We start from the raw sequence: 26,211 nt of genomic DNA, 5'->3' as shown, positions 1-26,211 counted from the left end.
CTTCTGACACACTCCGAAGACGCCGGTCAGGGGAGTGCGTGTGGACGAGCCAGGTCAGCTGAGAACGCGTCTGGCCGATGTGGTCGCCAACGCCGTCGGGCCGCTGCCCAAGCACGCCATGGGTTATCTGAACCCAGTGGGCCAGAACAGGTTCGACAGCGACGGGTCGGGCTACATCGCGACGATGAAGCTGTCGACCGCGACGGTGGACGTGGCCGAGTTGGACGAGGGCACCGAGGACATCGTCTCCTACGACCGCTGCGAGACCGCGGACGCCAACATCGGCCAGATCAACATGATCACCGCGTCGTCGTTCTGCGGTCTCAACGGGGCGCTGTGGGGCTACCACCTGGCGCGGGCCGAGGATCTGCGGTCCACCCCGCTGACGCATTCCGCCGACCTGTTCACCGCGGACGAGTTGGCCGGGTTCCCCGACGAGGAACAGCGCCGGGTCAAGGCGGGCTTCCCGGTCTACGACGCGGGTCCGCTGCTGGCGGCCACCGAGCGGCTGTTCGGGCGGGTGGACAAGCGCCACCGGCGGCATCCGCCGCTGCCTGGCGCGCATGTCGTGTGCGCCAACAAGAACAGCACGGTTCGCGGCCCGGCCTACGCGTGGGGCGTGCTGGCCATCGCCATCGCGAAGGACCCGGACCGGGACAGCAACCTGTTCATCGAGGACTGCGGCAAGTTCACCGCCTACGCCAGCGCGGCGCACCCCGGCGAGGTCGTGCCGACCGCGGACCAGGTGGAGCTGCTGCTGACCGACCACCGCAATGCCGTCGTGAAGAGCATCGCGTTGTGCGGACAGAACTACGACAGCGTCGAGTACGCCGAGGTGTTCGTCTCGGCCAAGGCGGTCTACGCGGGGCCGACGGAGGTGGCCTGCGCGTTGGCGTGCGCGCCATACGTCCTGCTCGCCCAAGAGACCGTCCCGACCCGGCACGGCGTGCGGCTGCCGCCCGAAGCGCTGCTGGACCTGTCGCTGCGCGAGTGGGAAGACCTGGTGTGGCCGGACCAGGACCTCGTGGTGGAGCCCGTGGGGCGCGACGGGGTCCTCGTGGTCGGTCCCCCGACACTCACCTGACCCGGGCCACCTCCCCGAGCGCCGCCATCGCGGCGCGCAACTGGTCGTCGCGCAGATAGGGCGCGGGGCCGAAGCGGAGGTGGTCGCCGCGGCTGTCGGTGAGCACGCCGCGTTCGGCCAGCGCTTGCTGGAACTCCGCGGCCCGCGGCGCGCGCAGGGCGAAGAATCCGCCGAACCCGGCGCGCGGGGTGTCCCGGTCGCGGGTGGCCACCGCAGCGGGAAGGTCCAGAGCGTCGAACTCGGCGGCGAGAAGGTCGTTCTGGCGCAAGGAAACCGCGCGCAAGGTCTCCGGGGTGAGGCCGTGGTCGGCGAAGAAGTCGAGGACGTGGGCGGCGCGGTAGTGGCTGGTCGGGTCGTAGGTCGCGCCCGCGAACCGGGCCGCGCCGGGACCGTAGGCCACGCGCGCGGGGTCGTCGCGGTCGGCGATGGCGTCGAACTCGGCGAACCAGCCGGTCACCACCGGACGCGCCGCCGCGGCGTGCGGGGGCACGCGCAGGAAGCAGTTGCCCTCGCCGAGCTGGAGATACTTGTACCCGCCGCCGACGACCCAGGCGGTGGACAATCCGTTGGCGGGCAAGGAGAACGGGACGACACCCAGCGCGTGGTAGACGTCCACCAGCAGTTCGACGCCGTGCCTGCCGCAGACCGGCGCCAGCGCGCCGAGGTCGGGCACGATCCGGGCGTCGGCGAACAGCACCGACGACACCAGGACGGCGGCGGCGCGATCGTCCACTTGGGACGCCAGCCGCTCGGCCAGGGTGTCCACCGGACGCGCCGGGACGCGGACGACCTCGACACCCTCTTCCGCGAGCCTGGCGAGCTGCCTGCGCAGCGTGTGGAACTCGCCGTCGGTCGTGACCAGCCGCGGCCGCCGGGGCAGGTCCACGGCGGACAGGAAGCGGATGACGAGGTCGTGGGTGCTGGCCCCGAGCGCGACCGCGCCGTCCGCGCCATTCGTGCCATCATCTGTGCCATTCGTGCCTTCCGTGCCTTCCGGATAGCCGAGAAGCGCGGCGAACCCGGCGCGCACCCGGTCCGCCTTGGCGAACGCGCGCTCCCACTTAGCGTCCACCGCGTCCGCGGCATCGGAGAACGCCTCGATCTGGCCCGCCAGCGCGACATCCGGCCACGCCTGGTGCGAGTGCCCGGTGAGCGGCAGCCGCTCGGCGACCCGGAACCGGCGGTAGTGCCGCGCCAGCTCCTCGGGCCTCACAGCTCGCTCCGCACGGCCCACAGGTCGGGGAACGCGGCCGTGAACAGCGTGCCGCGCAGGTACGCCGCGCCCGGCGAGCCCCCGGTGCCCGGTTTCGCGCCGATGGTCCGCTCGACCATCCGCACGTGCCGGTACCGCCACTCCTGCACGCCCTCGTCGAGGTCGACCAGATGCTCGGCGACCGTGGCCGGGCCCGCGTCGTCGGCGTAGACGGCCAACAGGACCCGCTGCACCGCGGGCGATGGGGCCACGGGCGCGGACACGTCCCGGTCCAGCGACTCGGCCGGGACGGCGTAGCCGTGGACGGCGAGGTAGGCCAGGAACGAGTCGTAGAGCGAGGGCCGGGCCATGGCCTCGGCGATCCGGGCCCGCTGCGCGCCGCCCTCGGCGTACGGCGCGAGCGCGCGCTCGTCGCGGCGGCCGAGCACCGCCTCCAGCTCCCGGAACTGGGCGGACTGGAACCCGCTCGCCGCGTCGAGCCGCGCCCGGAAGCCGGTGAACTGGCGCGGAGTCATGGTCTCCAGCACGTCGATCTGCGCCACGGTCACCTTGAGGATCGTCAGCACCCGGCGCAGCGTGCGCACCGCGTGCGCGGTGTCGCCGTCGGCGAGCACGGCCTGCAACCGCGCCAGCTCGTGCAGGAGCTGCTTGAACCACAGCTCGTAAACCTGGTGGATGACGATGAACAGCAGCTCGTCGTGCTCGTCGGAGCGGGGCCGCTGCGCGCCCAGCACCTCGTCCAGGGCGAGATAGGAGGTGTAGGTGAGGGCCGGGGCGGCCGGGTTGGTCGGGTCGGTCAAGTCGGTCACGGTGTCGTCGCTTCCGTCTGGGCGGCTCCGCCGGGGTCTCCTGCGCGGAGCTAGGTCCCATCGAACAACGCCCCGGCCGCGCGCGGCCACCCGAACGGCGGCGGAGGCAGGGACCGAGCACGCCCGCCGGAACCTCTTTGGTCGGACTGTCGGTGCTCCTTGAGATCATGAGCCCATGACCGACGACGCGTTCTGGCACCTGATCGGCCGAGCGGTGGAGCAGCCGGGCGACCGCGACGAGCGAGCCGACTGGCTCACCGAGGAGCTGACGCGCCTTCCCGTGGCCCAGATAGTCGACTTCGCGCGCAAGCTCTCCTCGGTCCGCCTGCGGGCGGACACCTGGGCCATGTGGGCCGCGGCCAACGTCGTCTACCGCGGCTCGTGCTCCGACGACAGCTTCTGGTACTTCCAGCTCTGGCTGCTCACCCTCGGCCGCGCCGAGTTCGACCGCGTCGTCGCCGACCCGGACACCCTCGCCGACGTCCCCGCCGTGCGCTCGCTGGCCGCGCGCCCGATGCGCGAGTGGGCGGACCAGGACTGGCCGGAGTGGGAGAGCCTGGACTACGCGGCGCACGAGGCGCACCAGGAGGTCACCGGTCAAGAGTGCGGCCTGGAGCGACTGCTCGACCTGCCGCAGTGCCCGGAGCCCGCTGGTCCGCCGCTGGACCCGGCCGAGCACCCCGCCGCGCTGCCCCGCCTCACGGCGCTGTTCGCCCCCGCCCCCATGGAGCTGACCGGCCAACCCTGAACGGGCCCGCCACTCGGGTCAGGCGATCGACCGCTGCCCGATCCGTGAACCGCCGTGGGGCTAACGCCACCGCGGCCGGTTCGACGCGTGCCGTGGCCCTTTCCGTTCTCCTCGACACCTCGACGGGGCTACTACGTTCCGCAAACTTCCCCGTTCGGCTATTTCACCCAAATGGGTGGTCACACCACCCTGTTCAAGCAAAGGCGTTTCACGTTCCGGCCGAATGGCGGAAACTAGGCGAGCCGCCCACCGGTAGACGGCTCGAACCCTACTTTTCAGTAGGAGACGGTTGGGCTCCCGCTCGAACAGGAACCCAACCGCCGGAGACCCAGATCTCGTATCCACGCGAGGACAACAGACCAAAGGGGTGCTCGCCCCTGAGTGTCGGGCGTCGAAAGGCGCGCGTGCAAGTTGACCACGTGTTCCGAAGATATCCAGAAACGTCCACAAGGCGCTGACCTGCGCGGTTGCGGAGAAAGATCGTTAGCAGGGGGAACTTTTAACCCGTACGTGCGTACTCTTTCCACCGGCGCCACCGTTGTGGACGACTTGGACGCGCCGTTCGGGAACGTCCAACCGGAAACGCCCAAGCGCAAGATGCAATCTTCGGACGCCACGCGGCGCTACTCCACTTTCGGTTTCGCCACCCGTTAGGGCAGACTCTCGATCGGACTCGCGCTCCACCACGAGGCCCGGTGGCTCGAACCGCCGGGGCTACTTCTCCCGTCGAGCGCGACTTCGTATCCACGCGAAGAAACAACCGAAAGGGGACCCGTTCCCATGTCGTTTCACCGCCGATGGCGGTGCCTGGTCTGGCCAACGGCCAGGCTGGCCATCTGGATAGCCGTCGTCGTCGTGCTGACCATCGCGGCACAGGCGCTGCGAATGCCGCCGGACCTCGCCGTGAGCATCGCTCTTTTCGGGGTCTTCGCCGCACGGGCGGTGACCCAGTGGGTCACCAAGGGCACGCCGGGCGCACTCGGCGACCAAGCGGGCCCCGCGGCGGCGTGAGCTGATGACCGCCCGCCGCAAAGTGCCGCGACGGCCGCTGCGCAGCTCAGCCGAAGGCGCCCTCGCCGGTGCGCTCACCGCGCTCCGGCGAGGCACCGGGTTGAGCCCGCACGAGTTCGCCGCCAAGGCCAACATCTCCACGGTCCGGATGCAGCTGGTCGAGAGCGGCTTCGTCACCCCCGACCGCCGCACCCTGGTGGCCTACCTGCAGACCTGCGAACCCGACGAGGCCACTCGCGCGAAGCTGCGGTCCCTGTGGGCCGAGTCGACCAGCGCCACCGGCGGGCCCCCGGCCGAAACCCCGCGCCGAGACTCGGCGCTGGCCGTGATCTCCGCGGCGGTCGACCACGAGACTTCCCGCCGCCAGAGTCACCTGGACCGACCCACGGAGCCCATGGATTCCGTGCGGGAGGTCCCGCCTGACACGCCTGAACAGAACGCCCGCAGCCACAACGTGGACGCGCAGACCACTGACGGCTTCCCGGCCCAGGCAAGGGCCTGCCCACCCCGAGGGGGAGCGATCAAACAATCCGACGTCCGCTACAGCATCGCCAAACCGGCCTGGCGGCGGCAGAACGAGGTGTCGCAGGCCGACTCCGGCCTCTGGCCCGCCCCCGAGGGCGTCACCACGGTAGCCGAGTTCACCGCGGCGATGCTCGCGATCAAGACCAGCACCGGCCTGTCCTACGAAACCCTCGCGCAGGCGAGCAAGCGCATCGATTTCCCGTTGGCCCGCAGCACGGTCCACGCGCTGTGCACCAAGGAGAAGCTGCCCGCCGCGCGCGACACTGTCACCTGCTTCATCGAGATCTGCGGTGGCACCAGGGAGGACATCCAGGCGTGGACCGCGACCTGGCAACGCCTCGCCCAGAGCCTGGCCACCGACAACTCCGCCGAAGGCGCCGAGACGGCGCCGGACGAGAGCGCCCCGGCCCAGAATCCAGAGCGCGCCCCCAGCGCCGACAGCTACCTGTCCAGAAACAAGAAAGCCTGCGCCATCGCCCTGTGGCTGTTCACCATCGTCTTGACCGTGTTCATCACCCTGGCCGCGAGCAGGCCGGATCTCCTCTGGTGACCGCGAACCCGCGGCTGATCACCGGGTCGTCGCCGGAAGGAAACCAGGTTCCGGCTTGTTACCGTGGTGTGGTGAACGTCGAGGTGACCCCGCTGCCGGGGATCGGAACACGCCAGGACTTCGTGTCGCGGTCGGGGCGGCGGATCGGGGTGATCACCCATCGGGACGGGCACGTCGACCTGATCGTGTCCAAGCAGGAGGACCCGGACGCCTGCGTGGCGTCGATTCCGCTGTCCGTGGAGGAGTCCGGGGCGCTGGCAAACCTGCTCGGGGCGCCGCACCTGGTGGCGCAGTTGGCCGAGCAGCACCGGGAGGTGACCGGCGTGACGACCCGTCAGCTTCCGCTCGCGCCCGACTCCCCCTATGCCGGGCGGACTCTGGGCGACACGGCCCTGCGCACCCGCACGGCGGTGTCGGTGGTGGCGGTGGTGCGGGCCGGGGCGGTGCACGCCTCGCCGCGGCCGGACTTCCTGCTGGCCGGTGGCGACATGCTGGTCACGGTCGGCACCGCGGAGGGTCTCGCGGCGGCCGTCGACGTCCTCGACCGCGGCTGAACGACGCCGGACCGACGCCGGACCAGGTAGGAAAGCGGATACTTGCACAACACTGCTGTCTCTCTCATCGAACTGGGAGCGGTCTTCTTCGGCCTCGGCCTGCTCGGGCGGCTCGCCTGGCGCATCGGCATCTCCCCCATCCCGCTCTACCTGGTCGGCGGGCTCGCCTTCGGCTCGGGCGGGCTCGTCCCGCTCGAAGGCATCGCGGGATTCACCGAGATCGCGGGCGAGATCGGCGTCGTGCTGCTGCTCCTGCTGCTGGGCCTGGAGTACTCCGCGGCCGAACTCGTCACCGGACTGCGCCGGTCGTGGCTGGCGGGCCTGCTCGACCTGGTGCTCAACGCGGCGCCCGGCGCGGCCGTCGCGTTGCTCCTGGGCTGGGGCCCGGTCGGCGCGCTGGCCATGGCGGGCGTCACCTATATCTCCTCGTCCGGCATCGTCGCCAAGGTGCTCGGCGACCTGGGCAGGCTCGGCAACCGGGAGACCCCGGTCGTGCTCTCGATCCTGGTGTTCGAGGACCTGGCGATGGCGGTGTACCTGCCGATCCTGACCGCCCTGCTGGCGGGCGCGACCCTGCTCGGCGGCCTGACCACGGTGGGCGTCTCGCTGATCGCGATCACCGTGGTGCTGGTGGTGGCGCTGAAGTTCGGCCGGTTCGTCTCGATGGCGGTGGACAGCCCCGAGCCAGAGGTGTTCCTGCTGCGCGTGCTCGGCGCCGCCCTGCTGGTCGCGGGCATCGCCTCCCAGTTGCAGGTGTCGGCCGCGGTGGGCGCGTTCCTGCTCGGCATCGCGATCTCCGGCTCCACCGCCGAGAACGCCACCAAGCTGCTTGAGCCGCTGCGCGACCTGTTCGCGGCCATGTTCTTCGTGGTGTTCGGCCTCAACACCGACCCGAGGAGCATTCCCCCGGTCCTGGCCTTCGCCGTCGCCCTGACCGTCGTCACCACCCTGACCAAGGTCGCCACCGGCTGGTTCGCCGCCCGGCAGCAGGGCATCGCGCGGATGGGCCGGGTGCGCGCGGGCGCCGCCCTGGTCGCCCGCGGCGAGTTCTCCATCGTCATCGCGGGCCTGGCGGTCAGCGCGGGCGCGGTGGACGAGCAGCTCGCCGCCCTCGCCACCGCCTACGTCCTGCTGATGGCCATCCTGGGCCCGGTCGCCGCCCGGGTGGTCGAGCCGGTGGCCCTGGCCGTGCGGCGCAGACTCCGCCCCGTCCCCGCGACCTGACCTCGGTCAGCGGCCGAGGGCCGCGCAGGCGGCGTCCACCGCCGGTCCGCGCAGCTCGTCGGCGGACAGGTGCGGGAAGTGGATGGCGCAGTCCTGGAGGCCGCCGATGGCCACCACCGCGCGGGCGGACTGGGCCAGCGTGCGGTCCGGGCCGTAGAGCAGAGTCGCCAACCGCTCGCGCCAGCCTAGGACCAGGTCGATCAAGCCGAGTTCGGTGAGGGTGGCAGGCTCGGCGAGCACGAACATGATCTCTTCGCGGTGCCCGCAGTGGAAGTCGAAGTAGCCCTCCAGCACGGCGCGCGGCTCCACCGGCCGCCCCGCCTCAAGGCGGGACAGGAAAGCGTCGCCGCCCTCGATCAGCGGCTGCACGATGCTGCGGACCAGCTCCTCGCGTGAGGAGAAGTGGTAGTAGAGCGCGGGTTTGGTGATGCCAAGGCGGTCGGCGATCTCCCGCAGGCTGGTCTTCTGCACGCCCTTCTCCGCGAAAAGCTCGCGGGCGACCTCTTGGATGCGCTGCTTGGTCTGTGGGGACGGCTTGGACACCGGCCCAGCATAACTGACTTACCGGTAGGTAAGCTCTCGGATAGGATTTACCTATCGGTAAGTAAGTGAGCAAGGGGGACCCATGCGGATTCTGATCTCGGGGGCCAGCATCGCCGGGCCGGTGCTGGCGTACTGGCTGACCAGGCACGGCTTCAGCGTCACGGTGGTCGAGCGGTCGCCGACGCCGCGCAAGACCGGCGGCCACGCCGTCGATCTGTTCCGGCCCGCCATGGACATCTCGGAGAAGATGGGGGTGCTGCCGCGCGTCGAGGCGATGGCCACCGGCACCGACCGGATGACCCTGATCCGGCCGGGCGAGACGCGGCCGGTGACGCTGAACCTGGCGAAGGTGTTCAGCGCGGCGTCGGACCGGCACGTCGAGATCATGCGCGACGACCTGAGCGAGATTTACCACGACGCCACCCGCGACGACGTCGAGTACGTCTTCGGCGACTCGATCACCGCCATAGACGAGGACGGCGCGGGCTGCGAAGTCAGCTTCGAGCGCGGCGGCCGACGCCGGTTCGACCTCGTCGTCGGCGCCGACGGGCTGCACTCGAACGTGCGGCGCATCGTCTTCGGCGAGGAGTCCCAGTTCAGCTCGTTCATCGGCGCCTACCTGGCGGTGTTCTCCCGCGCGAACGACCTGGGCCTCGACCGCGAGATGCGCAACCACGCCGACGTCGGCCGGATGGCCGGGCTCTACGGCGCCCCGCACAGCGACGACGCGCGGGTGGTCTGCCTGTTCCGCACCGAGCACCCGCTCGACTACCACTACCGGGACGTGGCGCGGCAGAAGGACCTGCTGCGCGCGGCGCTCGCCGGAATGCACGACGAGGTCGACCGCTGGCTGGCCGACCTCGACACCACCTCGGCGTTCTACTTCGACTCGATCACCCAGCTGCGCATGGGCTCCTGGTCGCGGGGGCGGGTGACGCTCGTGGGCGACGCCGGGTACTGCCCGGGGCCCGCGGTCGGCGGCAGCACCAGCCTCGCGGTCTACGGCGCCTACGTGCTGGCGGGCGAGCTGGCCGACGCGGGCGGCGACCACGAGCGCGCCTTCGCCGCCTACGAGCGGGAACTGGCCGAGCCGGTGCGCGCCGCCCGCGAGTTCGCGCTGACCGCGGCCAAGAGCATCATCCCGACCTCGCGCCGCGGCCTGTGGACCCTGGTCAACGGCGCGCGCCTGGTCTCGGCGCTGCCCGAGAGCGTCGGCCGCGTCCTGGCCCGGCTCGGCTCACCCGGGCTGCGCGCCCAGGACTCGCTGCCGGTCAGGGACTACTCGGCGACGGTCCACCACTAGCCGCCCGACCGACAGCGCTATCACCGACCGCTTAACCGACTGCTTCACAACCGGCAGCGCGATAACCGGCTGTCATAAAACCGACAGTCACAATCCCACCGCGGAATAGAGGGCGCCCACCTCAGGCCGGTTCAGCGCCCGGATCGACCCGGGCCGCTGGTTGCCCAGCCGGACCTCGCCGATTTGGGTGCGGACCAGCTTGAGGACGGGGTGGCCCACCTCTTCGAGCAGGCGGCGCACGATGTGCTTGCGGCCCTCGTGCAGCACGACCTCGACCAGGGCCTTGCCCGCGTAGTTGTCGACCAGCTTGAACGAGTCGACCCGGGCCGGGCCGTCGTCGAGCATGACCCCCTCGCGCAGCGTGCGGCCGACGTCGCGGCCGACCGGGCCGGGCACCTCGGCGAGGTAGGTCTTGAGCACCTCGAACGACGGGTGCATCAGCCGGTGGGCCAGGTCGCCGTCGTTGGTGAGCAGCAGCAGGCCCTCGCTGTCGGCGTCGAGACGGCCAACGTGGAAGAGGCGGTCGACGCGGTCGCGCAGGTAGTCCCCGACGCAGGGCCGCCCCCGGTCGTCGGTCATGGTGCTGTGCACCCCGCGCGGCTTGTTCAGCGCCAGGTAGAGCCGGTCGTCGCGGACCACCACGCGCACGCCGTCGACATGGATCACCGCGTTCTCGGGATCGACCCGCCTGCCCTGCTCGCGCACGATCTCACCGTCGACGCTCACCCGGCCTTGATCGATCAGATCCTCGGCGGCCCGCCGCGAGGCCACTCCCGCGCTGGAGAGCACCTTCTGCAGCCGAACGCCTTCCGGGCTATCAGACATCGTCAATCGCATCCACTTCTGGCAACAGCGGAGCGATCGGGGGCAAATCCTCCAGTGAGGACAGCCCCAACCGCTCCAGGAACAACTCAGTGGTCCGGTACAGGATCCCACCGGTCTCGGAATCGGTGCCGGTCTCCTCGATCAGACCGCGCACGACGAGCGTACGGATGACGCCGTCGACGTTCACACCCCGCACCGCCGCGACCCGCGCGCGGGTCACCGGCTGGCGGTAGGCGATGACCGCGAGGGTCTCCAGCGCCGCCCTGGTGAGCTTCGCCCGCTGCCCGTCGAGCAACAGCTTCTCGACAACCGGCGCGTACCGGTCCCGAGTGTAGAACCGCCACCCCGTGCCCACGCGCCGCAGGTCGATCCCACTGCCCTGCTCGGTGTAGCGGGCCGAGAGCCGCCGCAGCGCCGTGCGCACCCGCGTGACGCTCTGGTCGACGGCGGTGGCCAGCACCTCGTCCTCGGCTGGCGCGTCCACGACGAGCAGCACGGCTTCCAGCGCGGCGTCGAGCGCGTCGTCCTCGGTCAGGTCGGGGAAGGCGGCCTTGGCCGCAACCAGGTCCTCTGGCTCGTCTTCCTCCGGCGGCGCCTCGGCCGGGGCGGGTTCGCCCGGGGAGTCGGCCACCGAAGCGGCGTCGGCCGGGGGCGACTCTTCGAGGGTCCCGTCCGCCTCGCCTGCCGCGTCGGTCCGCTCGGTCATCCGTAGTCCTCTTCCTCGGCGGCGATCGGCACGGCGGCGGCTTCCGCCACGCTGCCGCCGGTCCACTCGACATACAGCTCGCCCAGCGGGTCGGACTGTTCAAACAGGACAGTGGCCTCCCGGTAGAGCTCCAGCAGCGCGAGGAACCTGGCCACGATATCGATGGTGTGCTCGCAGTCGGCGACCAGTTCGGCGAAGCTCGCCCGGCCCGCCTCGGCCAGCTTCACCCGCAGCAGCGCCGCCGTCTCGCGGACCGACACCCGGCCCATGTGCAGGTGGTCCAGCGACACCGACGGCGGCGGCTTCGGCCGGAAGACCGCGGTGGCGATGGCCGCGAAGCGCGCGACGTCCACCCCCAGCATGACCTCGGGCATCAGGTCCTGAAAGCGATCCTCCAGAGCAACAGACCTCGGGTAGCGGCGCAGCGCGCCCGCCTCAAGCTCGCTGAACAGCGCGGCGACCTGCTTGTACGCCCGGTACTGCAACAGGCGCGCGAAAAGCAGGTCCTTGGCCTCCAGCAGCGCCAGGTCCTCCTCGTCCTCGACGTCGCCCGCGGGCAGCAGCCGGGCCGCCTTGAGGTCGAGCAGGGTCGCGGCGACGACCAGGAACTCGGTGGTCTCGTCCAGGTTCCAGTCCTCGCCCAGCGCCCGGATGTGGGCGATGAAGTCGTCGGTGACCCGGTGCAGGGCGACCTCGGTGACGTCCATCTGGTGCTGGGAGATGAGCTGCAGCAGCAGGTCGAACGGGCCCTCGAAGTTCGACAGCTTGACGGTGAACCTGCCGCTGGGAGCGGCGGGCGGGTCGGCCACCGCGGTCACTTCCCGGTGTCCTGGCGCAGCCGTCGCACCAGCACCGAGTCCTCGCCGTGCGCGTCGAGGTCAGCCAGCACGACCGCGACCGCCTCGCGCACGACCCGGCCGCGGTCCACCGCGAGGCCATGGGTGGCGCGCAGCGCGAGGCGGGCGTGCTCCAGGGCGAGCAGCTCCTCGTCGGAGACGTAGACGGTGATCTTCGACGTGTGCTTCTGCCGGGGCGTCGGCCGGACCGGCGGGCGGGGGGCGGGCTCGGCCGGGGTGGCCGGGTCGAACCAGTCGGCCCGCTCGGGCGGGCTCACCGGGGCGCTCTGGCACAGCTCGGCCGCGCCGAGGAGCGAGATCCTCCGGGTCACCGGGCGATCACCTCGCGGGCGAGCTGCCGGTAGGCCTTCGCGCCAGCCGAGCGCGGCGCCCAGGTGGTGATCGGCTCCCCGGCGACGGTGGTCTCCGGAAACCGGACCGTGCGGTTGATGACCGTGTCGAACACGGTCTCGCCGAACGCCTCCACCACGCGCGCCATGACCTCGCGCGAGTGCAGGGTGCGCGGGTCGAACATGGTGGCGAGGATGCCGGTGATGTCCAGCTTCGGGTTGAGCCGTTCGCGGACCTTGTCGATGGTGTCGATGAGCAGCGCCACGCCGCGCAGGCTGAAGAACTCGCACTCCAGCGGAATCAGGACCCCGTCGGCGGCGGCTAGCGCGTTGACGGTGAGCAGGCCGAGCGAGGGCTGGCAGTCGACCAGGATGTAGTCGTAGTCGTCGAACACCGGCCGGATCGTGCGCAGCAGCGAGTGCTCGCGGCCGACCTCGCTGACCAGCTGCACCTCGGCCGCGGACAGGTCGATGTTGCTCGGCAGCAGGTCCATGTTCTCCACGGTCGTGCGGAGCACGACGTCGTGGACGCCGACCGACCGCTCGATGAGCACGTTGTAGATGGTGCGGTCGAGCTGGTGGGCGGGGATGCCCAGGCCGACCGACAGCGCGCCCTGCGGGTCGAAGTCGACCAGCAGCACGCGCCTGCCGAACTCGGTCAGCGCGGCGCCCAGGTTGATCGTGGAGGTCGTCTTGCCCACCCCGCCCTTCTGGTTGCAGATCGCCAGGACCTGCGCCGGGCCGTGGTGGTCGAGCAGCGCGGGCTCGGGGATGTGCCGCAGCGGTCTCCCGGTCGGGCCCACCCCGCTGCCGGTGACCTCGTCGTGTCCGTCGTCGTCGGCGTCGGTGGCGGCCCGGGGCGCGATGCTCAACTCCACCGCACCGCCGCGTAGCTGCTCCGACTGCGGAAGTGTCGACATGGCGATCTAGCTCCTTGTCGCCTCGCGATCCTGACTACCGCAGAGTAAAGGGGCGGGTTCCCGCTACCAACGCGGCTCGCCGACGATTCACCGCGCGGTTGTCAAGACCTCCGCCGAGACACTTCTCAGCTGTTCACGCGCTCCACGGCGCCCAGGATGGAGTCGAGCAGGCCGGGAAAGCGCCGGTCGAGGTCCGCGCGGCGGACCGACAGCCAGCGCTGGTTGCCGTCGCGGCGGGTGTGGGTCACCCCGGCCTCACGCAAGACCCGCAGGTGCTGCGAGAGCGTCGACTTGGCCACCGACACGTCCAAGTTCCCGCAGGACAGCTCCCCCGCGTCGGACAGCTGCGTGATCACGGCCAGCCGGGTCGGGTCGCTGAACGCGTGCAGCACCTCGGGCAGGACCAACCGATCGACCTCGGGTTCGTCTAGTTCGCCCATCGCGCACCTCCGGCAGCAAACATTAGGCGAGTGCGCGCCGTAACGGCAGGGGTCCGTCAGTCGGCCGGGTAACACACGCCCAGGTCACCGCGCACGCCGTCGAGCAGCGCCAGGATCCCCACGGTGTCGGCGAGCGGAACCAGCGGGCTTTCCGCGAGCCCGGCGCGCGGACAGGTCACGGTGCCGACCGTCGCGGCGTGCGCGCCCGCGCCGAGGATTCCCCAGCGGACGGGGCGGCCAGCGTCCAGGGCGGCTGCCATGTCCGAAACCTCTAGCCGTTAGCGCGGGGATGGGAGGTCGCGTACACCTCGCGCAGTGTCGTGACCGTCACCAGCGTGTAGATCTGGGTGGTCGTCACCGACGCGTGCCCCAGGAGCTCCTGCACGACCCGCACGTCCGCGCCGCCCTCCAGCAAGTGCGTCGCAAACGAGTGCCGCAGCGTGTGCGGGGAGACCGGGGCGGTGATCCCGGCCTGCTCGGCGGCGGCCTTGAGCGCGGTCCACGCGCTCTGCCGCGACAGCCTGCCGCCGCGCAGGTTGAGGAACACCGCAGGCGTCCCCCGGCCGCGGGCCGCGAGCGCTGGCCGGGCGCGGACCAGGTAGGCGTCCACCGCGGCGAGGGCGGGCAGGCCGATCGGGACCAGGCGCTGCTTGCCGCCCTTGCCGTCGAGCAGGACAGTGCGCTCGACGGCGTCGATGTCGTCCAGGTCCAGGCCGACCGCCTCGGAGATGCGGGCGCCGGTCGAGTAGAGGACTTCCAGCAGCGCCCGGTCGCGCAGCATCCCGGGGCCCTCACCGACCGCGGTGTCCAGCAGGCGCAGCACCTCGTCCACCGGGAGCGCCTTGGGCAGCCTGCGCGGCGGGGTCGGCGGCTTGACCGCGCGCGCCACGTCGTGCTGGGTCAGCCCCTCCCGGACGGCGAACCGATGCAGCCCGCGCACGGCGACCAGGGCGCGGGCCGCGGACGACGCGGCCAGCGGCGGGTGCTCCGCGTCGCCCTCGCGCAGCACGGCGAGGAACGCCGAAACGTGCCGCTCGCCCACGTCGGCGAGGTCGGCGATTCCCTCTGCGGCCAGGTGGTCGAGGTAGCGGCGCAGGTCGCGGGTGTAGCCGTCGAGGGTGTTGGGGGCGGTGCCGCGCTCGACGGCCAGATGGTCGAGATAGGTCCGCAGCGCGGCCGCGGCGGGCTGGCTCCCGAAGTCGGCCACGGCGCGAGCGTAGCCCGAACGCCGGTCCGGACAACGGTGGCACGCGGACGAAACCGACGATCCGCGCCTCGCGTCTGACGTATCGTGACGACCGTGAGCGAACCCGCTGGGCCCGACTCGGTGCGTATCGGCACCGTCGAGCGGGAGGACGCCATCCGCGTCCTCGGCGAGCACTTCGCCGCGGGCAGGCTCAGCCTGGCCGAATACGAGCAGCGGGTGAGCCAGGCCGTCGACGCGGTCAACCGCGGCGACCTGCGCCCGCTGTTCGCCGACCTGCCCGCGCCCTACCCGCCGTTCATGGCCCCGCCGGTCTGGCCAGCGCCGCCGCCCCCGGTCACACCGCACTACCCGCCGTACGTGCCGGTGCGGCCGTACCCGCCGGTCCAGCCGCAGTGGGGCGAGTACTCCGACAAGTCGAAGGTCGTGGCCGGGCTGCTGCAGATCCTGGTGCCCTTCGGCGCGGGCCGCTTCTACACCGGCCACACCGGCATCGCCGTCGCCCAGCTGCTGACCTGCGGCGGGTTCGGCCTGTGGTGCCTGATCGACGGGATCATCCTGCTGGTCAACGGCGGCACCGACGGCTACGGCAGGCGCCTGCGCGACTGAGCCGACCGGCCGCGCTCAGCCCTGGCGGGCCGAGAACGCGGTCGGCTTGCCCGGCCACGGCGCGTCGGCGGCGCGGGCGGGCGCCGCCCCGGAGTCGACGGCGTAGGCGGCGAGCACGCCCGCGACGGCGGCGCCGTTGACGATCTCGCCCGCCAGCACCATCCGCACCGCCTCCCCGAGCGGGACGCGGCGGGCGGTCAGGTCGGCCTCTTCCTCCCCCAGCACCTCACGGTCCACAGTGGACAACCCGGTGGCGAGGTAGACACGCACGGCCTCGTCGGTGAACCCGGGCGAGACCGCCACGTCGGTGAGCACCGACCAGTCGCTCGCGGCGAGGCCGACCTCCTCGGCGAGCTCGCGCTTCGCCGCGGCTAGCGGGTCCTCCCCGGCGTGGTCGATCAGCCCGGCGGGCAGCTCCCACAGCCGCTCCCCCACCGGGTGGCGGTACTGCCGGATCAGCACCAGGTTGCCCTCGTCGTCCAGCGCGGCGATCCCCACCGCCCCCAGGTGCTCCACGACCTCGCGGCGCGCGGTCGAGCCGCCGGGCATCCGCACCTCGTCCAGCCGCAGCGCGAGGATCTTGCCCACGTGGATGTCCCGGCTGGACACCAGGTCGAACACGTGCCGGGCGCTGTCGTCCAACTCAGCGGCCATCTCGGTGCCGTCGTTCAGGTCGGTCATGCCTGGGCCGCCGCGCTCACGGGCTCATCCAGTTCCACCGGCAGCCGCTCGGCCAGCAGGTAGTCCATGGCCGCGCGGATGAATCCGGCGAACAGCGGGTGCGGGCGCGTCGGGCGGCTCTTGAGCTCCGGGTGCGCCTGGGTGCCGACGAAGAACGGGTGGACCTTCGCCGGAAGCTCCACGAACTCGACCAGGTGGCCGTCGGGCGAAGTGCCGGAGAACACGACCCCGGCCTTGGCGAGCCGGTCGCGGTAGGCGTTGTTGACCTCGTAACGGTGCCGGTGCCGCTCGGTGACCTCCCGGCCGCCGTACACGCCAGCCACGACCGAGCCACTGGCCAGCGTCGCCGGGTACGACCCGAGCCGCATCGTGCCGCCCATGTCGCGCTCGCCCGCCACGACGTCCTTCTGGTCGGCCATGGTGCTGATCACCGGATTCGCCGTGTCGTCGAACTCGGCGGAGCTGGCGTCGGGGATGCCCGCCAGGTTGCGCGCGGTCTCGATCACCATGCACTGCAAGCCCAGGCACAGCCCCAAGGTCGGGATGCGGTTGACCCGGGCGTAGGTGATGGCGCCGATCTTGCCCTCGATGCCGCGCACGCCGAACCCGCCGGGGATGAGCACGCCGTCCACGCCCGCGAGCGCGGCGGCGGCGCCGACCGGGGTCTCGCAGGTGTCCGAGGGCACCCACACGACCTCGACCTTGGCGCGGTGGGCGAACCCGCCCGCGCGCAGCGCCTCGGTGACCGACAGGTACGCGTCGGGCAGGTCGACGTACTTGCCGACCAGCGCGATGCGGACCGTCTCCTTGGGCTTGTGCACCCGGTCGAGCAGGTCGCCCCACACCGTCCAGTCGACGTCGCGGAACGGCAGGCCCAGGCGGCGCACCACGTAGGCGTCGAGGCCCTCGCCGTGCAGCACCCGGGGAATGTCGTAGATCGACGGCGCGTCCGGGGCGGCGACCACGGCGTCGGTGTCCACGTCGCACATGAGCGCGATCTTGCGCTTGAGCCCGTCCGGGATCTCCCGGTCGGCGCGGCAGACGATCGCGTCGGGCTGGATGCCGATGTTGCGCAGCGCGGCCACCGAGTGCTGCGTCGGCTTGGTCTTGAGCTCCCCGGACGGCGCGAGGTAGGGCACCAGCGAGACGTGCAGGAAGAAGACGTTGTCGCGGCCCACGTCGTGGCGGACCTGGCGGCAGGCCTCCAGGAACGGCAGCGACTCGATGTCGCCCACGGTGCCGCCGACCTCGGTGATCACCACGTCCGGCGCGCGGCCGGTGTCGTCCGGCGCGGCCATGGCCCGGATGCGGGCCTTGATCTCGTCGGTGATGTGCGGGATGACCTGCACGGTGTCGCCCAGGTACTCGCCGCGCCGCTCCTTGGCGATGACCTCCGAGTAGACCTGCCCGGTGGTGACGTTCGCGCTGCCGGACAGGCTGCGGTCGAGGAAGCGCTCGTAGTGGCCGATGTCGAGGTCGGTCTCGGCGCCGTCCTCGGTGATGAACACCTCGCCGTGCTGGAACGGGTTCATCGTGCCCGGGTCGACGTTGAGGTACGGGTCCAGCTTCTGCATGGTGACCCGCAGGCCGCGCGAGGTGAGTAGCTGACCCAGGCTGGACGCGGTGAGCCCCTTGCCCAATGAGGAGGCGACGCCTCCCGTGACGAAGACGTGCTTGGTCGTCCGAGCGTGCTGCACCAACGAGGCTCCCGTGGTAGATCCAGGCCATCGCCTAAGCGGGCCGTAGCGGTTGCGGCGACAGGCTGCGCACCCGCCGTTCCACGGGACCTCACGATAACACCAGCTACCCCGGCCGGCGCACGGCCGCTCCGCCGTGTCGCGCGGACCCGGCGGAGCGGCGCGGACCGGCGGTCAGGGGGTCGGCGAGCAGGCCGCGGTCCCGACGACGACCTCGCCCGCGATGCCGGACGCGGGCTGGAAGCGGATGCGCGCCATCGTCAGCGCCATGCTGCCGTCCGGGCGCTGCGGCTGGGCGATCTCGTTGAAGGTGACCGTGGCCAGCACCGCGCCCTCGGCCGTGGTGATCTCCTGCCGGTGGTCGACCGGCACCGGGTTGGGCAGTTCGCCGAACCCGGCGATCCCGCCCGTTTCCCAGCTCACGGTGGTGCCGCCGCGGGTGGCCGCGCAGCTGACCCGGTAGCGGTCGAAGCGCAGCCGCGGCCCGCCCAGCGGGACCAGCGCCGACATCTCGAACCCGAGCCCGACGGCCTCGACAGCGGAGGTGGTGACGTGGTCGTCCGGGTCGACCACCGTGGTCGCGCAGGTGGAACCGCCCCCGGCGAACCGCAGGCCGGGCACGCTGACTTCCTCGGCGCTGTTGGCCGCGGGGCCGCCCAGCGAGCAGACTGCCAGCGGCCCCACCTCGACCGGCTCCCCGCCGTCCCGCACGAAACTCGCCGACCCCAGCCCCGCCACCCCCGCGGGAGCCCGACCCGCCAGCCCGCCGGTCACCGACCGGGTGACCGTCACCCCGGCGACGTCGGCCTGCGCATCCCCTGCCCTGTCCGACTGCCCGGCGGCCACCGGCCACGTGACCATCGGAGCCTCACCCGCTCCGGAAACCACCGCGGCCGTGACCGCGGCGGCTGGCGAAGTGGCCGCCGCCGGTGGCGCGCCCGCGGCCAGCGCCGCCGCCGCGATCACGCTGAGGACCCGTGCTGCCTTGACCTGTCTCATTCCCACTCCCTTGCCTTCGCGGGCGGAACGCCCGCCCGCCTTGGGCGACATCGGTTGGCGAGGGATCGGAAATGAGCTGGTCAGGGCACCTCCCACTCGTCCGGGACCGGCTTTTCCGTCGATCGGGACCCGCTTTTAGCCGGTGGCGAGCCCGGGAGCGGTCGCCTGGGCGTTGCCCGCGCTGCCGTAGCGGCCCGCCTTGCCCACCAGCTGCTCCCCCAGCGCCAGGATCGTCACGATCCGCCCGGCCGGGGCGTCCACGTTGTCCACAGTGGACAAAATGGAGGTCGCGGCCGCGTCGGCGCGGGCGACGCCGACCGGGCCGGAGCCCTCCGCCGAGCCGGACCGGCCCGCGAGGACCGCGCCGGAGCCCGAGCGGTCGACCTGGGTGGCGAACCGGGCGATGGTCGCCGCGCGGTCGCCTGCGCCGTCGCCGGAGGCCGCGCCGCCGGTCACCACGACCACCAGCTGCGCGGGCCGCAGGTCCGGCGAGGCCAGCACGAACCCGCCCTCGGTGAGCCCGGCGAGCGCGGCGGCGGACTCCTCGGGGGAAACCTGCGGCTGGGTGCTGACCTTGTCGATGAGCAGCAGCGGCCCGAGCAGGCCGCCCGCGAGGGTGCCCGGGTCCGAGGCCACCGGAAGCTGCTTGCCCGCGGGCAGCAGCCGGGTCACGATGTCCTTGAGCTGGTCGGCGCGGTTCTCGTCGGCGAAGGCGTCGGTGAGCCGCAGTTCGCCGGTGACCGTGCCGCCCGCGCTCGCCACCAGGGTCTTGATCGCGTCGCGGTCGGCCGGGGTCGAGTCCGCGGTGCTGACCAGCGCGACCGTGCGCTGGTCGAGGACCCCGCGCACGGCCAGCGGGCCCACGGTCGCGGCGAACGAGTCGGCGTCGGCGAGCCGGGCGTCGAGCCCGTTGCGCTCGGCCTCCAGGCCGGAGACCTTGGCGGTGAGGTCGCTGTTGTCCGCGTTGAGCCCGGACAGCAGCGGGCGGCTCAGCGTGGTGGAGCCGAACACGACCCCGGTGGCCAGCGCGAGGAACACCGCGGCGATGGAGATGACGTGGTAGCGCAGCGAGATCACGAGAACAGCCCTCCGAGCCAGGCGACGGTCGAGTTCCAGGTGGCGACGAGCCAGTCGCCGGGCGCCCCGCCGATTCCCGACACCGCGATCGCGGCGGCGATCGCGACCAGCGCGGCGACCACCAGCAGCGCCACCGCGAACCCGGAGACCCGGTTGCGGTGCAGAGCCGCGACGGCCTTGGCGTCGACCAGCCTGCTGCCGAGCTTGAGCCGGGTGAGGAACGTCGAGGGGTTGGAGCCGGACCGGCCGCGGTCGAGGAACTCGCGAAGCGTGGCCTGAAAGCCGACGGTGACGACCAGGCTCGCCTCGTGCGTGTCGGCCAGCAGCAGCGCCAAGTCCTCGGCGTTGCCGGAAGCGGGGAAGGTGACCGCGCCGACCCCGAGGTCCTGCACCCGGCCCAGGCCGGGGGCGTGCCCGTCGGTCTGGGCGGGCACGACGATCTCCGCGCCGCAGCGCAGCGCCTCGGTGGAAATCCCTTCGGGGTCGCCGACGATGACGTCGGGTCGGTGCCCGGCCGCGCGCAGGGCGTCCGCGCCCGACTCGACGCCGATCAGGACCGGGCGGTGCTCGCCGAGATAGCGGCGCAGCCGCTTGAGGTCGGCGACGTGCTCGTGCCCCGGCGCGACGACCACGACCTGCCGGTCCCGGATCGGGGTCCGCAGCTCGGGCACGCCGACGCCGTCGAGGAACAGCGCGCGCTCGCGGCGCAGGAACTCGATCGTGTTGGCCGAGAACGCCTCCAACTGGGCCGACATGCCCGTCCTGGCCGCGATCATCTGCTCGGCGACCGAGTCGGGGGTCTGCTGGACGCCGCGGGCGATCTCGCGCTCGCCGATGAACACCCCGCCCTCGTGCAGGCGCAGCCTGCTGCCCTCCCGGATGGCGCGCAGCGCGTCCTGCCCGATGTTGTCGATCAGCGGGATCCCCGCGCCGACGAGCACTTCGGGGCCGAGGTTGGGGAACCGGCCGGAGATCGACGGCGAGGCGTTGACCACGCCCGCGACCTCGGCGCGCACCAGGGCGTCGGCGGTGGCGCGGTCGAGGTCGAGTTGGTCGAGGACCACGACGTCGCCCGCCGCGACCCGGCGCAACAGGTCGCCGGTGCGCCGGTCGACCCGCGCGACACCGGTGATTCCGGGTAGGGATGACCGGGACCGGGTTAGCAATCCGGGGAGCTTCATGGTGCGCATGGTGACAAAGCGACGGCCGCGAAACGCGCGCGCCACGCCCGCCTTCCCTCTGCCGGGTGATGGCACCAACGGGTGAATTTCGCCTGGCAGGCGGGCCGAGCTGACGGATTCTCGCCTCGGGTCAGCGCTTGCGCTTGGGCCGCGGCCGCCCGGTCAGCTCCCAGTCGTGCTTCTCCCCGTCGGCCAGCGCCAGAAGCTCCTCGGCGTGCGCGCGGCCGGTCTCGGTGGACTCCATGCCCGCGAGCATCCGGGCGAGCTCGACCACCCGGTCGGTCTCGTCCAGGGTCCGCACATCGCTTCGGGTGACCCCGCCGTGCGTGCCCTTGTCCACGATCAGGTGACGGTCGGCGAACGCGGCGACCTGCGCCAGGTGCGTCACCACGATCACCTGGTGGGTGCGCGCCAGCCGGGCCAGCCTGCGGCCGATCTCCACCGCCGCCCGCCCGCCGACGCCCGCGTCGACCTCGTCGAACACCAGGGTCGGCACCGGCTCGGAGTGCGCGAGGACCACCTCGATGGCGAGCATCACCCGGGACAGCTCGCCGCCGGACGCGCCCTTGTGGACCGGCAGCGGCTGCGCGCCGTCGTGCGCGACCAGCAGCAGCTCCACCTCGTCCACCCCATCGGGACCGGCGTGCAGGGACTGCCCGCCGACGTCGAGGGCCAGCGCGTCGCCCGCCTCGGCTGGCTTGGGCCGCACGCTGATCTGGATGCTGGACTGGCCCATGGCCAGGCCGCCCAGCTCGTCGGTGACCGCCTTGGCCAGCTCGTCGGCCGCCTCGGCGCGCGCCGCGGTGAGCGCGACGGCGATCTCGGCCAGCTCAGCGGCCAGCGCGCTCTTGCGCGCGGCCAGCTCGCCCAAGGCCTCCTCGGACGTGTCGAGCCCGGCGAGCCGGTCGGCCGCGTCACGCGCCCAGGCCAGCACGCCGTCGACGTCGGCGGCGTACTTGCGGGTGATCGCCTTGAGCTCGGCCTGCCGGGCCAGCACCCGCTCCAGGGCGGCCGGGTCGGCGTCGAGGCCGTCGAGGTAGGCGGTCAGCTCGGCGCCGACGTCGGTCAGCAGCACCGCCGCCTCGGCGAGCCGGGGCTCCAGGTCGCGCAGCCGGGGGTCGTCGGCCCCGGCGAGCCTGCGCTGCGCCTCGCCGATCAGGCCGAGGGCGCCGGGGATGTCCGGGTCGCCGTCCGGGGAGCCCGCCACGGCGTAGCTCGCGCCGGTGGCCGCCTCGCGGAGCTGGTCGGCGTCGGCGAGCCTGCGGGCCTGGTCAACCAGCTCGACGTCCTCGCCGGGGCGGGGGTCGACGGCGGTGATCTCGTCCAGCCCCAGCCGCAGCATCTCGGCCTCGCGGGCCAGTTCCCGCGCGCGCGTGGTCCGGTCGGTCAGCTCGGCGGTGACCGCCAACCACTCCTCGCGGACCGAGCGGTAGCGCGCCAGCACGTCGGCGACGGCGTCCCCAGCGAACCGGTCGATGACCGCGCGCTGCTCGGCGGGCCGCAGCAGCCGGAGCTGGTCGTTCTGGCCGTGCACCGCGATGAGCTGCTCGGCCAGGTACGACAGCACCCCGACCGGCACGGACCGGCCGCCCACGTGCGCGCGGGAGCGGCCGTCGGTGGCGACGGTGCGCAGCGCGATCAGGCTGCCGTCCTCGTCCGGCTCGGCGCCCGCGTCGGTGGCGACCGTCGCGGCTGGCGTGCCGGTCAGGTTCTCGAACCGGCCCTCGACCACGGCCTTGGACTTCCCGCTGCGGACCCGCGACGCCTCGCCCCTGCCACCGGACAGCAGGTGCAGTCCGGTGACGACCATCGTCTTGCCCGCACCGGTCTCACCGGTCACCACGGTGAAGCCGGGGTGGAGTTCGAGCGTGGCCTCGTCGATGACGCCGAGGTCCTGAATGCGCATCTCGGCTAGCACAGGGCGCACCCTAGCGGCTCCCGGTGACAGCGGTGTCGGGCCGTGCACCGGATCACCGCGAACGCCAGCCCTGCACCGGCAGCGCGAACTTGTCGACCAGCCGGTCGGTGAACCGGTCGTCGCGCAGCCGCACCAGCCGGATGGGCATCCGGCCGCCCCTGACCTCGATGCGCGCGCCCGGCGGGATGTCGAAGGTGCGCCTGCCGTCGCAGCACAGCACGGCCGGGTGGCCGCCCGGGTCGACCTCGACGGCCACCACCGAGTGCGACGACACCGCCATCGGCCGGGAGAACATGGCGTGCGCGTTGCTCGGCACCACCAGCATCGCCTGCACGTCCGGCCACACGATCGGCCCGCCCGCGGAGTACGCGTACGCGGTGGACCCGGTCGGCGTCGCGCACAGCACGCCGTCGCAGCCGAAGGAGGACACCGGGCGGCCGTCCACCTCGATCCGCACGTCCAGGATGCGCTCGCGGCTGCTCTTCTCCACACTGGCCTCGTTGAGCGCCCAGGTGTCGGCGAGGACCACGCCGTCGAGGGTGGCGATGACGTCGACGGTCATCCGGTCCTCGACCCGGTAGCCCTGCCGGACGACCAGGTCGACGGTCTCTTCCAGGGCGTCGGACTCGGCCTCGGCGAGGAACCCCACGCGGCCCAGGTTCACCCCGAGCACCGGCACCCCCGCCGGGTGCGCCAGCTCCGCCGCGCGCAGCAGCGTGCCGTCGCCGCCGAGCACGAACACGAGTTCGGTGCCCACCGCGGCGTCCGGGCCCAGCGGGACGACCCGGCTGTAGCAGCACGGGTCGAGGTCGGGCGCCTCGTCGTCAAGCACCCGCAGCCGCACCCCGGCCGAGGCGAACCAGCCCGCGACCTTCTCCGCCGTCCGGCGGTTCTCGGTGCGGCCGGTGTGCACCACCAGCAGGATCTCTCGGTCCGTGCTCATCGGGGCCCTTCTCGGACGGCGGTCTCGACCAGCGCCGCCGCGTCGTCCTCGGCCAGGGGCTCGCCCCGGCGCAGCCAGGCGAAGTACTCGACGTTGCCCGAGGGTCCGGGCAGCGGGCTGGCGACCACGCCGCAGGCGCGCAGGCCGAGGTCGCCCGCGGCCTTGAGCAGCCGGGTGACCACCTCGGCGCGCACCTCGGGGCTGCGCACGACGCCGCCGGAGCCCAGGCGCTCCTTGCCGACCTCGAACTGCGGTTTGACCATCGGCACCAGGTCGGCGCCCTCGCCCGCGCAGGCGAGCAGGGCGGGCAGGACCAGCCGCAGGGAGATGAACGACAGGTCGGCGACCACCAGGTCGACCGGCCCGCCGATGGCGTCGGGGGTCAGCGAGCGCACGTTGGTCTTGTCCAGCACCATGACCCGCTCGTCGTTCTGCAGCCGCCACACCAACTGCCCGCGCCCCACGTCGGCGGCCACGACCTGGCGCGCGCCGCGGCGCAGCAGGACGTCGGTGAAGCCCCCGGTGGACGCCCCCGCGTCCAGGCACCGCCTGCCCTCGACCGGAATGGCGAACGCGTCGAGCGCGCCGATGATCTTGTGCGCGCCCCGGGAGGCCCAGTTGGGGTCGTCAACGAGGTCGCGCACCACCACGGGCGCGTCGGTCTCCACCCCGGTGGCAGGTTTCGTGGCGACGGAGCCGCGCACGGTGACCCGGCCGTCCGCGATCAGCTCACTGGCGTGGTCGCGGGAGCGGGCCAGCCCGCGGCGCACCAGTTCCGCGTCGAGACGCGCCCGTCTGGGCACCGGTCAGACCTTGTCGATGCTGGCCAGCGCGGCCGTCAACGCGATGTGCACCGCGTCGAACCGCTCCACGTGCTCGGCGACGGGCAGCCGGTCGAGGCCGTCGAGCCCGGCGACGGCCGCGTCGATGGCGGCGTCCTGGGTCGGCGACGGCGGCCCGGGGACGGGTCGCGGCCCGGCCGCGTCGAAATCCACCTGCACTCCTCCACGCTATCCGATCGAGGGGCCCGCGCGTGGTCAGCGCGGTCCGGTGAGTCCGAGGACTGCCAGGGCGGGATGCTCGGCGGCGAACGCCAGCGGCCCGGAGCCCGCGTCCCACCAGGTCGCGCACAGCGCCCGCAGCAGGTCGAGCGGGTCGCCGTCGCCGCTGACCTCGACCCGCCGGTCGGCGGTGAGCCGCACGTCCCACCCGGCCTTGGGCCCGATCTCCAGCGTCGCCGCCGACTCGGTGATGGCCCGAATGTCGGCCGCGACGTAGGTGGGCCGCTCGTGCGGTTCAGCGCGCACCAGGTCGAACGCGGTGGAAACCCCCGTCAACACCAGCAGCGAGTCGGCTTCGACGGCCACCGCGCCCGCGATGTCGGTGTCGAGCCGATCACCCACCACCAACGGCCGCTCCGCCCCCGCCGACCGAATGGCCTCGGTCAGCAACGGCGCGGCAGGCTTCCCCGCGACCAACGGCTCCCGATCCGTGGCGACCCGCAACGCGGCCACCAGCGACCCGTTGCCCGGCAGCAGCCCCCGCTCGGTCGGCAGCGTCCGGTCGACGTTGCACGCCACCCACACCGCCCCCGCGCGAATGGCGACGGCGGCCTCGGCGAGGTCCCGCCAGGACAGATCGGGGGAAAGCCCCTGGAGCACGCCTTGGGTGCGGTCCCCGTGCGCGCGCACCGGAACCAGCCCGACCGCGGCCACCTCGGCGGCCAGGGCGTCCGTGCCGAGCACCAGCACCTCGGCGCCCGCGTCGAGGTGCTGGGCGGCCAGCACGGCGCCCGCCTGGGCGCTGGTGCTGACCTCCCCCGCCTGGGCGGCGACCCCGAGCCCAGTGAGGTGGGCGGCCACCGCCAGGGGCGCCCGGGAGGCGTTGTTGGTCACGAACCGAACAACCACCCCACGCTCCCGCGCGGCGTCGAGGGATTCGGCCACCCCCGCAACCGCCTCACCACCGCGATAAACGGTCCCATCGAGGTCGGCGAGCACGGCGTCGTAGAGGTCGAGCAGACGATCACTCATCGCGCGGCTTGCCCGTCCTCGGCCCGCCCCACACCTTCGCCAGCCACCGAACCCTCATCGTCACCAGCAGTCTCGCCCTGGCCGCCCGTGTCATCCCCCGCCTGCCCAGCCGCGGCAGCGCCCGCGTCGGCAGCGCCCGCGTCGGCAGCGCCCGCGTCGGCAGCGCCCGCGTCGGCAGCGCCCGCGTCGGCAGCGCCCGCGTCGGCAGCGCCCGCGTCGGCAGCGCAC

The 26,211-nt window shown here is 72.5% G+C and carries 30 protein-coding genes; 8 read left to right on the top strand and 22 right to left on the bottom strand.

Annotated features, from left to right (window positions below):
* Window positions 1-40: 40 nt before the first annotated feature.
* Window positions 41-1,084 (top strand): histidine decarboxylase, pyruvoyl type, encoded by a 1,044-nt coding sequence (locus ACZ6SD_RS03415; protein WP_465315284.1) that lies wholly within the window; start codon window positions 41-43, stop codon window positions 1,082-1,084.
* On the opposite strand, the gene ACZ6SD_RS03410 is transcribed toward ACZ6SD_RS03415, so the two are convergent.
* Complete coding sequence (locus ACZ6SD_RS03410) at window positions 1,077-2,297, bottom strand: kynureninase/PvdN C-terminal domain-containing protein (protein ID WP_465315283.1); 1,221 nt, start codon at window positions 2,295-2,297, stop codon at window positions 1,077-1,079. The two genes, ACZ6SD_RS03415 and ACZ6SD_RS03410, sit on opposite strands and share 8 nt — an antisense overlap.
* Entirely contained in the window at window positions 2,294-3,097 is an 804-nt protein-coding gene (locus tag ACZ6SD_RS03405) for a tryptophan 2,3-dioxygenase (RefSeq protein WP_465315282.1), read from the bottom strand. Before ACZ6SD_RS03405 ends, ACZ6SD_RS03410 begins: the two co-directional genes overlap by 4 nt.
* 184 nt (window positions 3,098-3,281) lie before the next feature.
* Here ACZ6SD_RS03405 and ACZ6SD_RS03400 point away from each other — a divergent pair, with 184 nt between their 5' ends.
* From ACZ6SD_RS03400 to ACZ6SD_RS03380, 5 genes are all read left to right on the top strand, one after another.
* On the top strand, window positions 3,282-3,854 hold the full coding sequence (locus ACZ6SD_RS03400; protein WP_465315281.1) for a DUF4240 domain-containing protein: 573 nt from the start codon (window positions 3,282-3,284) through the stop codon (window positions 3,852-3,854).
* A 780-nt stretch (window positions 3,855-4,634) separates the two neighbouring features.
* Window positions 4,635-4,865, top strand: a complete 231-nt coding sequence (locus ACZ6SD_RS03395; RefSeq protein ID WP_465315280.1) for a hypothetical protein — start codon at window positions 4,635-4,637, stop codon at window positions 4,863-4,865.
* 4 nt (window positions 4,866-4,869) lie between these two features.
* Window positions 4,870-5,940 (top strand): helix-turn-helix domain-containing protein, encoded by a 1,071-nt coding sequence (locus ACZ6SD_RS03390; protein ID WP_465315279.1) that lies wholly within the window; start codon window positions 4,870-4,872, stop codon window positions 5,938-5,940.
* Between the two features lie 71 nt (window positions 5,941-6,011).
* Complete coding sequence (locus ACZ6SD_RS03385) at window positions 6,012-6,494, top strand: cation:proton antiporter regulatory subunit (protein WP_465315278.1); 483 nt, start codon at window positions 6,012-6,014, stop codon at window positions 6,492-6,494.
* Between the two features lie 42 nt (window positions 6,495-6,536).
* Window positions 6,537-7,718 carry a cation:proton antiporter gene (locus tag ACZ6SD_RS03380; RefSeq protein ID WP_465315277.1) on the top strand — a complete coding sequence of 394 codons (1,182 nt, stop codon included), beginning with the start codon at window positions 6,537-6,539 and terminating at the stop codon, window positions 7,716-7,718.
* Between the two features lie 6 nt (window positions 7,719-7,724).
* On the opposite strand, the gene ACZ6SD_RS03375 is transcribed toward ACZ6SD_RS03380, so the two are convergent.
* Window positions 7,725-8,261, bottom strand: coding sequence for a TetR/AcrR family transcriptional regulator (locus ACZ6SD_RS03375; protein WP_465315276.1), 537 nt, complete (start codon window positions 8,259-8,261; stop codon window positions 7,725-7,727).
* An 82-nt stretch (window positions 8,262-8,343) separates the two neighbouring features.
* Here ACZ6SD_RS03375 and ACZ6SD_RS03370 point away from each other — a divergent pair, with 82 nt between their 5' ends.
* Entirely contained in the window at window positions 8,344-9,564 is a 1,221-nt protein-coding gene (locus ACZ6SD_RS03370; protein ID WP_465315275.1) for an FAD-dependent monooxygenase, read from the top strand.
* An 87-nt stretch (window positions 9,565-9,651) separates the two neighbouring features.
* Here the strand turns inward: ACZ6SD_RS03370 and ACZ6SD_RS03365 are convergent, their stop codons facing one another.
* From ACZ6SD_RS03365 to xerD, 8 genes are all read right to left on the bottom strand, one after another.
* Window positions 9,652-10,389 (bottom strand): pseudouridine synthase, encoded by a 738-nt coding sequence (locus ACZ6SD_RS03365; protein ID WP_465315274.1) that lies wholly within the window; start codon window positions 10,387-10,389, stop codon window positions 9,652-9,654.
* On the bottom strand, window positions 10,382-11,095 hold the full coding sequence (scpB, locus tag ACZ6SD_RS03360) for an SMC-Scp complex subunit ScpB (RefSeq protein WP_465315273.1): 714 nt from the start codon (window positions 11,093-11,095) through the stop codon (window positions 10,382-10,384). Before scpB ends, ACZ6SD_RS03365 begins: the two co-directional genes overlap by 8 nt.
* Window positions 11,092-11,913 (bottom strand): segregation and condensation protein A, encoded by an 822-nt coding sequence (locus tag ACZ6SD_RS03355; protein WP_465315272.1) that lies wholly within the window; start codon window positions 11,911-11,913, stop codon window positions 11,092-11,094. The genes scpB and ACZ6SD_RS03355 overlap by 4 nt, the downstream gene beginning before the upstream one ends.
* The gene (locus tag ACZ6SD_RS03350) at window positions 11,910-12,263 is read right to left on the bottom strand and encodes a hypothetical protein (protein ID WP_465315271.1); all 354 of its coding nucleotides are present in this window, start codon (window positions 12,261-12,263) and stop codon (window positions 11,910-11,912) included. Before ACZ6SD_RS03350 ends, ACZ6SD_RS03355 begins: the two co-directional genes overlap by 4 nt.
* On the bottom strand, window positions 12,260-13,201 hold the full coding sequence (locus ACZ6SD_RS03345; protein WP_465315270.1) for a ParA family protein: 942 nt from the start codon (window positions 13,199-13,201) through the stop codon (window positions 12,260-12,262). Before ACZ6SD_RS03345 ends, ACZ6SD_RS03350 begins: the two co-directional genes overlap by 4 nt.
* Window positions 13,202-13,326: 125 nt before the next feature.
* Window positions 13,327-13,641, bottom strand: coding sequence for an ArsR/SmtB family transcription factor (locus ACZ6SD_RS03340; protein WP_465315269.1), 315 nt, complete (start codon window positions 13,639-13,641; stop codon window positions 13,327-13,329).
* 56 nt (window positions 13,642-13,697) lie between these two features.
* Window positions 13,698-13,901, bottom strand: coding sequence for a hypothetical protein (locus ACZ6SD_RS03335; protein WP_465315267.1), 204 nt, complete (start codon window positions 13,899-13,901; stop codon window positions 13,698-13,700).
* 11 nt (window positions 13,902-13,912) lie between these two features.
* Complete coding sequence (gene xerD, locus ACZ6SD_RS03330) at window positions 13,913-14,848, bottom strand: site-specific tyrosine recombinase XerD (protein WP_465315266.1); 936 nt, start codon at window positions 14,846-14,848, stop codon at window positions 13,913-13,915.
* Window positions 14,849-14,941: 93 nt separating this feature from the next.
* On the opposite strand from xerD, the gene ACZ6SD_RS03325 reads away from it, so the two are divergent.
* The gene (locus ACZ6SD_RS03325; RefSeq protein WP_465315265.1) at window positions 14,942-15,454 is read left to right on the top strand and encodes a DUF1707 domain-containing protein; all 513 of its coding nucleotides are present in this window, start codon (window positions 14,942-14,944) and stop codon (window positions 15,452-15,454) included.
* A gap of 15 nt (window positions 15,455-15,469) precedes the next feature.
* Here ACZ6SD_RS03325 and ACZ6SD_RS03320 read toward each other — a convergent pair whose 3' ends face one another.
* The 11 genes from ACZ6SD_RS03320 to ACZ6SD_RS03270 all read right to left on the bottom strand — a co-directional run.
* The gene (locus ACZ6SD_RS03320) at window positions 15,470-16,108 is read right to left on the bottom strand and encodes an NUDIX domain-containing protein (protein ID WP_465315486.1); all 639 of its coding nucleotides are present in this window, start codon (window positions 16,106-16,108) and stop codon (window positions 15,470-15,472) included.
* Between the two features lie 23 nt (window positions 16,109-16,131).
* Window positions 16,132-17,832 carry a CTP synthase gene (locus ACZ6SD_RS03315; RefSeq protein ID WP_465315264.1) on the bottom strand — a complete coding sequence of 567 codons (1,701 nt, stop codon included), beginning with the start codon at window positions 17,830-17,832 and terminating at the stop codon, window positions 16,132-16,134.
* A 174-nt stretch (window positions 17,833-18,006) separates the two neighbouring features.
* Entirely contained in the window at window positions 18,007-18,831 is an 825-nt protein-coding gene (locus ACZ6SD_RS03310) for a hypothetical protein (protein WP_465315263.1), read from the bottom strand.
* A gap of 135 nt (window positions 18,832-18,966) precedes the next feature.
* Window positions 18,967-19,908, bottom strand: a complete 942-nt coding sequence (locus ACZ6SD_RS03305; protein WP_465315262.1) for a copper transporter — start codon at window positions 19,906-19,908, stop codon at window positions 18,967-18,969.
* Complete coding sequence (gene steA / locus ACZ6SD_RS03300; protein WP_465315261.1) at window positions 19,905-21,089, bottom strand: putative cytokinetic ring protein SteA; 1,185 nt, start codon at window positions 21,087-21,089, stop codon at window positions 19,905-19,907. The genes ACZ6SD_RS03305 and steA overlap by 4 nt, the downstream gene beginning before the upstream one ends.
* 130 nt (window positions 21,090-21,219) lie before the next feature.
* On the bottom strand, window positions 21,220-22,995 hold the full coding sequence (gene recN, locus ACZ6SD_RS03295; RefSeq protein WP_465315260.1) for a DNA repair protein RecN: 1,776 nt from the start codon (window positions 22,993-22,995) through the stop codon (window positions 21,220-21,222).
* 64 nt (window positions 22,996-23,059) lie between these two features.
* Entirely contained in the window at window positions 23,060-23,950 is an 891-nt protein-coding gene (locus tag ACZ6SD_RS03290; RefSeq protein WP_465315259.1) for an NAD kinase, read from the bottom strand.
* Window positions 23,947-24,753 (bottom strand): TlyA family RNA methyltransferase, encoded by an 807-nt coding sequence (locus tag ACZ6SD_RS03285; RefSeq protein ID WP_465315258.1) that lies wholly within the window; start codon window positions 24,751-24,753, stop codon window positions 23,947-23,949. The genes ACZ6SD_RS03290 and ACZ6SD_RS03285 overlap by 4 nt, the downstream gene beginning before the upstream one ends.
* Before the next feature lie 3 nt (window positions 24,754-24,756).
* Window positions 24,757-24,945: a hypothetical protein gene (locus ACZ6SD_RS03280; RefSeq protein ID WP_465315257.1), complete on the bottom strand. Its 189-nt coding sequence runs from the start codon at window positions 24,943-24,945 to the stop codon at window positions 24,757-24,759.
* Window positions 24,946-24,987: 42 nt separating this feature from the next.
* Window positions 24,988-25,983, bottom strand: coding sequence for an HAD hydrolase-like protein (locus ACZ6SD_RS03275; protein ID WP_465315256.1), 996 nt, complete (start codon window positions 25,981-25,983; stop codon window positions 24,988-24,990).
* Window positions 25,976-26,211 (bottom strand): hypothetical protein (locus tag ACZ6SD_RS03270; protein WP_465315255.1); only part of this gene is annotated, 236 nt, incomplete at its 5' end. The genes ACZ6SD_RS03275 and ACZ6SD_RS03270, both read right to left, overlap by 8 nt.

Source organism: Actinokineospora sp. NPDC051303 (assembly GCF_055586285.1).
Note: the sequence above shows the minus strand (reverse complement) of the source record. Positions and strands in the feature narration are given on the sequence as shown.

Bases quoted from the DNA above. Each gene is read 5' to 3' on its own strand.
- ACZ6SD_RS03390 (WP_465315279.1), top strand. From the start codon at position 4,870: ATGACCGCCCGCCGCAAAGTGCCGCGACGGCCGCTGCGCAGCTCAGCC.
- steA (WP_465315261.1), bottom strand. From the start codon at position 21,089: ATGAAGCTCCCCGGATTGCTAACCCGGTCCCGGTCATCCCTACCCGGA.
- ACZ6SD_RS03310 (WP_465315263.1), bottom strand. From the start codon at position 18,831: ATGAGACAGGTCAAGGCAGCACGGGTCCTCAGCGTGATCGCGGCGGCG.
- ACZ6SD_RS03395 (WP_465315280.1), top strand. From the start codon at position 4,635: ATGTCGTTTCACCGCCGATGGCGGTGCCTGGTCTGGCCAACGGCCAGG.
- recN (WP_465315260.1), bottom strand. From the start codon at position 22,995: ATGCGCATTCAGGACCTCGGCGTCATCGACGAGGCCACGCTCGAACTC.
- ACZ6SD_RS03275 (WP_465315256.1), bottom strand. From the start codon at position 25,983: ATGAGTGATCGTCTGCTCGACCTCTACGACGCCGTGCTCGCCGACCTC.
- ACZ6SD_RS03345 (WP_465315270.1), bottom strand. From the start codon at position 13,201: ATGTCGACACTTCCGCAGTCGGAGCAGCTACGCGGCGGTGCGGTGGAG.
- ACZ6SD_RS03340 (WP_465315269.1), bottom strand. From the start codon at position 13,641: ATGGGCGAACTAGACGAACCCGAGGTCGATCGGTTGGTCCTGCCCGAG.
- scpB (WP_465315273.1), bottom strand. From the start codon at position 11,095: ATGACCGAGCGGACCGACGCGGCAGGCGAGGCGGACGGGACCCTCGAA.
- ACZ6SD_RS03335 (WP_465315267.1), bottom strand. From the start codon at position 13,901: ATGGCAGCCGCCCTGGACGCTGGCCGCCCCGTCCGCTGGGGAATCCTC.
- ACZ6SD_RS03290 (WP_465315259.1), bottom strand. From the start codon at position 23,950: ATGAGCACGGACCGAGAGATCCTGCTGGTGGTGCACACCGGCCGCACC.
- ACZ6SD_RS03365 (WP_465315274.1), bottom strand. From the start codon at position 10,389: ATGTCTGATAGCCCGGAAGGCGTTCGGCTGCAGAAGGTGCTCTCCAGC.
- ACZ6SD_RS03400 (WP_465315281.1), top strand. From the start codon at position 3,282: ATGACCGACGACGCGTTCTGGCACCTGATCGGCCGAGCGGTGGAGCAG.
- ACZ6SD_RS03320 (WP_465315486.1), bottom strand. From the start codon at position 16,108: ATGGCCGCTGAGTTGGACGACAGCGCCCGGCACGTGTTCGACCTGGTG.
- ACZ6SD_RS03370 (WP_465315275.1), top strand. From the start codon at position 8,344: ATGCGGATTCTGATCTCGGGGGCCAGCATCGCCGGGCCGGTGCTGGCG.